This is a genomic window from Moorena sp. SIO1F2 (assembly GCF_010672755.1).
Classification (GTDB): Bacteria; Cyanobacteriota; Cyanobacteriia; order Cyanobacteriales; family Coleofasciculaceae; genus Moorena.
The window spans coordinates 1-5,932 of the sequence record NZ_JAAHFV010000382.1; the positions used below are offsets into that span (position 1 = coordinate 1).

Genomic DNA, 5,932 nt, shown 5'->3' on the forward strand with positions numbered 1-5,932 from the left:
GGGAACGGGGAAATGCCCAACGCTTAGGGAGATAAGCCCACTGGGATTAGTTAAATTAGGCTCGATACTTGGTTATGCATGAACGGGTATTTGGCTTAAATATTGCCTTTCAGGATAGCTAATTTTAGCGATGCAGCGCGGTCTTGGGGGTTTCCCCCATGAGCGACTGCATCAAGACAAGGCGTGTCGTAGAACTAAGAATCCCCGTCCTTCAAGGGCGGGGAGTGTCAACTATTCTGTTACAAAAGAAGTAAATCTGTGAAATAGAGTAAGTAGTAAGCCGTGATAAATGCTTTATGGCATCGAGTGTTGAAGTCAGCTTACCGTAAAGAGCCAATCTCAGGCTTCATCGTGATTATCGGAGCGGTGGATGCTGTGATTGGTGGTGTGGGCGGACGCTGGTCATTATTCAGTTTTGGACTGATGATGGTGGGAATAGCAGTGGCAGTCCGTTGGTGGCAAAGCCAAAGTCAGCAAACTGAACTGGCTGAGCAACCTGTGGAGCGGTATCTTCCCCCCAGTTCTTCCCGTCCACCATTACCGATGTTGAGTGCTGTCAAGGGTCAATCACATCGACGTCAACCACCTCGATAGGTCAAGCTGTTTTAAGATCACACTGTTCATCCCTAAGGGAATAGGGGAAACAGAGGGGAGAGGATAGTTATCAGTGGTCAGTTACCAATTACCAATTACCAATGATCTTGTCACCAATTCATCAGAGGACTGGCTCAAAATTGGTCAGGTAGCTAGTCATAGCGGGTTGCCCGTGAAGACCATTCGCTATTACGAAGAAATTGGTCTGCTTACGCCAGTCACAACCCGCTCCCCTTCTGGCTATCGCCTGTTTACGAGGCAGGTGTTGAATCGACTGGCTTTTATCAAACGCGCCCAATCCCTAGGACTTAGCCTTAGTGAGATTCAAGACATCCTCAAAATTCATGACTTTGGTGAGTTACCTTGTGGAGCGGTTAAGCAGCATCTACTGCACAAAATTGACGCAATTACCGAACAAATAGAAGCATTGGAACTACTAAAGTCAGAGTTGTTGGGTATAATTTCGGGTTGGCAAGAACATCCCCCTGACGCGGTGAAAAGTAAGACGATTTGCCCTAACCTTGGCCAAAAGGCCACGCTACGCGAACAACCAGAATGAAAAAAACACCGTTGGCGATTTTGGGAACTGTGCTCGGGATCATGGCAGTGGTCACCAGTACCACCTACGCTAGGGAACCAAGACTCGGGCTAATGGTTGCAGCTATACCGGAAATGGCTTCATACCAGGCTCAATCTTGGAGAACTCCTCAATTGCTGCGTACCATTGAAGCCCATTCTACCGCTGTGGATGCTCTGTCATTTAGTCCCAGTGGGCGAGTGCTACTCAGTGGGGGTAGCAGGAGTGATGCTCATCTGAAATTATGGTGGCTGAAAACCGGTCGTGAAATAGATAGCCTGCGAGTACACCAAACCTCAGTGTCCGACCTGGCTTTTAGTGCTGATGGAACAATTCTGGCTAGTGTCGGGGAGGATGGTCGAATCAATTTGTGGCAATGGAATCAGGAAGAATACACAGGAGACTATACCCGTACTTTTCTAGGGCATACTAGCAATTTACTTTCCCTAGCTATCACCTCAGATAGTAAGGTATTAGTGACTGGGGGATTGGATGGTATTCGGGTGTGGGACATCAGAAACCAACGTCCCCTTTACACTCTGGCAGATTTTGATCATCCAACCTATTCCCTAGCGCTTCATCCCAAGGCCGAAACCCTGGTAAGTGGACTCAAGAATGGCACGATTAAAATTTGGAATCTGAACACAGGACAACCCCTTTACGTTATTCGAGCTCATCAAGGTATCACTAGTGCTCTAGCCTTTACCCCTAATGGTAGAACCCTAGTCAGCAGTGGTTATGACGGTAAGATTAGGGTCTGGGATACGCAGACTTGGCAGCTTAAGTATACCTTGACTAAACATACTGGAAAGATTCGTGCGATCGCAATTAATCCAGTTAATGGCACAATTCTCGCTAGTGCTAGTCGTGATGGGGTGCGGTTGTGGAATTTGAACACTGGTCAGCAGATTGCTTGGTTGACTGGACATCAAGATTGGGTACAATCCCTTGCCTTTAGTCGGGATGGGCGTTTTCTGGCTACTGGGGGATTTGATCGGACGATTAAAATTTGGCAGGCGAATAGAACAGAGGTGGCTCGACAGTAAAAAAATACCAATTAAAGTAGGGTTGGAACAGGTAAGCGATCAGCTATCAGCGATCAGCTATCAGCTATCAGCTATAACACAGGGAACAGGGAACAGGGAACAGGGAACAGGGAACGGGGAACAAAAATTATCACAAGTCCTACACGGATTGCTATATCAGCTATCAGCTATCAGTTATGAGTTATCAGCTATCAGCTATCAGCTAAAGGCTGACCACTGACCACTGACCACTGACCGCTGACCACTGACCACTGACCACTGACCACTGACCACTGACCGCTGACCACTGACCGCTGACTGCTGACCGCTGACGGCTAAATGCTTACAACCAAACTCCCTACAAGCTAAACAATATCATGACAGATAAATCGAAGAATATTGCTATTATTCATTTCGATGGTGTCAGCAAAAAACGCACTAATCAATCCGCATGCGCTGCTATAATTCAGTATCAAGGTGAAGTTTATCCAGTCTCTCAATACTTAGGATTTACTACTCAGAACCAAAGTGAATATATGGGACTAATCCTTGGACTACAGAAGACTCTAAAGCTGGGAGCAAAAGAAGCCAAAATCTATGGGGATTGCGAACTAGTAATTAACCAGCTCCATGGGGATTATATGGTTAAAAACAACAATTTAGTTAGCTTTCACACCCGAGCCAAAACCCTTCTTGATAAACTGGATTTCTACGAATTAATCTGGATTAACAAAACCCAAAACCTTGAAGCTGACCAGTTAGCTAATGACTGTATTGATTTGGAAAAGTCCCAGAAGTAAAGAATGCGTGGGGTTTGCAGTAATTTCAATAGGAAAGGGAATAGGGAACAGGGAATAGGGAATAGGGAGTAGGGAGTAGGGAGTAGGGAGTAGGGAGTAGGGAGTAGGCAAGAGGAATCCCCCCTCTCCCCACACTCTTGGCTCTTGCCAATCCCAATGGAAATGGAATATCAGTTCTCTTTTGATGCCTGCTCCTCTTGCAACAGTTGCTCTTTGGAATCTCCCCAGTAGGCAGCGTAAGTCCAAACTTCGTGGTTATCGTTTTCTTTGCTTTCTACTGACCATCGATAAATAGCTGATTTCGGCTCAACCCCAATTTCTATAAGCTTGGCACCCATATAGTACTCCATTTGGTTTTTGGTCATATACTTGACCCCAGTAGGCTCATTCTTTTTTACGGTTCGGGACATGAAAGCCTTAGTATGTTTTGCCATTTTGTTTCTGTTTTGGGTGTGAATATATAGAATTGCTGATGTCTTGCATCTATTCTTGACTAATCTCTAGCAAGACTTAGACACAATTCTTAATATTCTAATGCTTGAAGGGAAAACACAGTTAGGTAAAGTACCCCACTTCCGGTATCTTCTGCCTGAGCAACGGCTGAGCATCTAGTGATGGGTAGGGCATGATCCTTGCCAGACTTCGCTGCTGCTGCACCATGCGATCGCTTTTAGCGGAAGCGAAGCTTCATCGCGTAGCGTGACCAAAGGTCAATCGCAAATGAGATCCCATTAGTATGAAGAAAAGGATGAAGGTCAGCAGTTGCATCCAGACCAGTCTACCAAAGGCACTGCCAACGGCAATTGTGGCTGATCATCCACTGGCCAGAACTCTCAGTGTTTAGGAACTAATCAACCGCAATTCTCATCACGAGTGAGGTGCACAGGATTTTTTTCTACTCCCCCCTCCTCGTGCGGTAAAACCACTATTACTAAAACTCTTCCGCCTACTCCCTACTCCCTACTCCCTACTCCCTACTCCCTAAAACCAATGTATCTGGGAAAATTGAACCTTAAGCCGGTCTACTGGCTATTAGGGTTAATCTTGGCAGTCATCCTCCTATGGGCACTACCCAAGCCTTGGCACGCTGCCAGTTTATCCACTGACCCGAAAGTATTGCATGTCCTCAATCGCGTTAGTTTTGGTCCTCGCCCTGGGGACATCGAACGGGTGAAATCCATGGGAGTTGATGCTTATATTCAGTCCCAACTTTCCCCAAAATCTATTCCTGAACCGCCACAACTGAGGAAACAACTCAAGAATTTGGATACCCTGGAACTTAATCCAGTGGAGCTATGGAAAGGCTATGCACCACCACAAGGTAAAAAGAAACGGCAGCTGACTCAGCAAGAACGGAAGCAGGCTCAAAAGCGATCGCAAATACCTAGGCAGCAGGGATTAGAAGCCCGTTTAATCAGAGCGATCGCTAGCCCTCAACAGCTTCAGGAAGTAATGGTAGACTTCTGGTTCAACCACTTCAATGTTTTTGATAGCAAGGGATTGAATCGGATCTGGGTTAGTTCCTTTGAACAAGATGCCATTAGACCCCATGCCCTTGGTCGTTTTCGGGATTTGTTAGGTGCTACAGCTCACCATCCCGCCATGCTCGTCTATTTAGACAACCACCAAAACACTGCACCAGGAAGTCCAGGAGCTCGTGGTCGATACAAAGGGCTTAATGAAAACTATGCTCGGGAACTGATGGAACTCCACACCCTAGGAGTAGATGGTGGCTACACCCAAGAGGATGTAATTACCCTAGCGCGGATCTTGACTGGCTGGACTACTGACCGTGAAGGTAAGTACGGTGACGGTCAGGGATTTTATTACGAAAGTAAGCGCCATGATTACAGTGATAAGGTTTTGCTGGGTACACCGATTCCAGGTAGCGGCAGCCTAGAGGGAGAGCAAGCGCTAGACCTCCTAGCTCGTCATCCCTCCACCGCCCATTACATTAGCTACAAATTAGCCCAGTACTTTGTAGCTGATCAGCCACCAGCAAAGCTAGTAGACACTCTAGCCCAACGCTTTTTGAAGACCGATGGGGATATTCGTAAGGTTCTAGAAACCCTATTTCAAAGCCCTGAATTTTGGGACACTCAGTATTACAACAGTAAATTTAAATCCCCCTATCACTACATCATCTCAGCAGTGCGAGCTACAGGCAGTAAAAAGCCCAAATGGAAAACCCTCTCTGGTATTATCCGTCAGCTAGGAATGCCCATCTACGGCTGCCCAACTCCCAATGGTTACAAAAATACTGAGAAGGCTTGGCTCAGTCCAGATGGGATGATTCGCCGGGTCAGCTTTGCCACCGCATTAGCCAATGGTAATTTCGAGCAGCGTCAACCTAAAGAAAAGCGTCAACCTGTAGATGCTGTCCAACTCAGAAAAACCCTAGCTAATCACTTTTCTGACCAAACCAAAGAAGTCATCGACAGTAGTCCTGCCAAGCTACGAGCCGCCTTGATTTTGGGCAGTCCAGAAATGATGTATCGGTAATCTATTAGGGAGTAGGGAGTAGGGAGTCGGGAGTAGGGAATAGGGAATAGGGAGTAGGGAGTAGGGAGTCGGGAGTCGGGAGTCGGGAGTAGGGAGTCGGGAGTCGGGAGTTGGGGGAATAAAATTGATTGCACCATACTTTTTGAAGTATGAAGTATGAATGATTAATTATAATTTTTGATGTTTAAATAGCCATTTAAAAAATATGCTTTTAAATCAACTTTTAATAAATTTGCTATTTTTATAAAAGCAAATTATATAATATTAATTTATTATAATCCCAAAAACTCCTCGAAGCTCTTTCCTACGATTCCCGATTCCCGATTCCCGATTCCCGATTCCCGATTCCCGATTCCCGATTCCCGATTCCCGATTCCCGATTCCCGATTCCCGATTCCCGATTCCCGATTCCCGATTCCCGATTCCCGATTCCC

At 46.2% G+C, this 5,932-nt stretch carries 7 protein-coding genes; 5 read left to right on the forward strand and 2 right to left on the reverse strand.

The features are described 5' to 3' along the window. The first annotated feature begins 285 nt into the window (after positions 1-285). From F6J94_RS28780 to F6J94_RS28795, 4 genes are all read left to right on the forward strand, one after another. A complete protein-coding gene (locus F6J94_RS28780) occupies positions 286-594 on the forward strand; it encodes a hypothetical protein (RefSeq protein WP_293046697.1) in 309 nt (102 codons plus the stop codon). Between the two features lie 73 nt (positions 595-667). After that, positions 668-1,153, forward strand: a complete 486-nt coding sequence (locus tag F6J94_RS28785) for a heavy metal-responsive transcriptional regulator (protein ID WP_293046689.1) — start codon at positions 668-670, stop codon at positions 1,151-1,153. Next, the gene (locus F6J94_RS28790) at positions 1,150-2,217 is read left to right on the forward strand and encodes a WD40 repeat domain-containing protein (RefSeq protein WP_293046691.1); all 1,068 of its coding nucleotides are present in this window, start codon (positions 1,150-1,152) and stop codon (positions 2,215-2,217) included. Before F6J94_RS28785 ends, F6J94_RS28790 begins: the two co-directional genes overlap by 4 nt. Positions 2,218-2,573: 356 nt before the next feature. Next, entirely contained in the window at positions 2,574-2,996 is a 423-nt protein-coding gene (locus F6J94_RS28795) for a ribonuclease HI family protein (protein ID WP_293046693.1), read from the forward strand. 170 nt (positions 2,997-3,166) lie between these two features. Here the strand turns inward: F6J94_RS28795 and F6J94_RS28800 are convergent, their stop codons facing one another. After that, positions 3,167-3,430 (reverse strand): hypothetical protein, encoded by a 264-nt coding sequence (locus tag F6J94_RS28800; protein ID WP_293020207.1) that lies wholly within the window; start codon positions 3,428-3,430, stop codon positions 3,167-3,169. A gap of 556 nt (positions 3,431-3,986) precedes the next feature. On the opposite strand from F6J94_RS28800, the gene F6J94_RS28805 reads away from it, so the two are divergent. Continuing rightward, positions 3,987-5,498, forward strand: a complete 1,512-nt coding sequence (locus tag F6J94_RS28805; protein WP_293046699.1) for a DUF1800 domain-containing protein — start codon at positions 3,987-3,989, stop codon at positions 5,496-5,498. On the opposite strand, the gene F6J94_RS28810 is transcribed toward F6J94_RS28805, so the two are convergent. Further along, positions 5,402-5,635, reverse strand: coding sequence for a hypothetical protein (locus F6J94_RS28810; protein WP_293046695.1), 234 nt, complete (start codon positions 5,633-5,635; stop codon positions 5,402-5,404). The genes F6J94_RS28805 and F6J94_RS28810 overlap by 97 nt on opposite strands. Positions 5,636-5,932 lie beyond the last annotated feature (297 nt).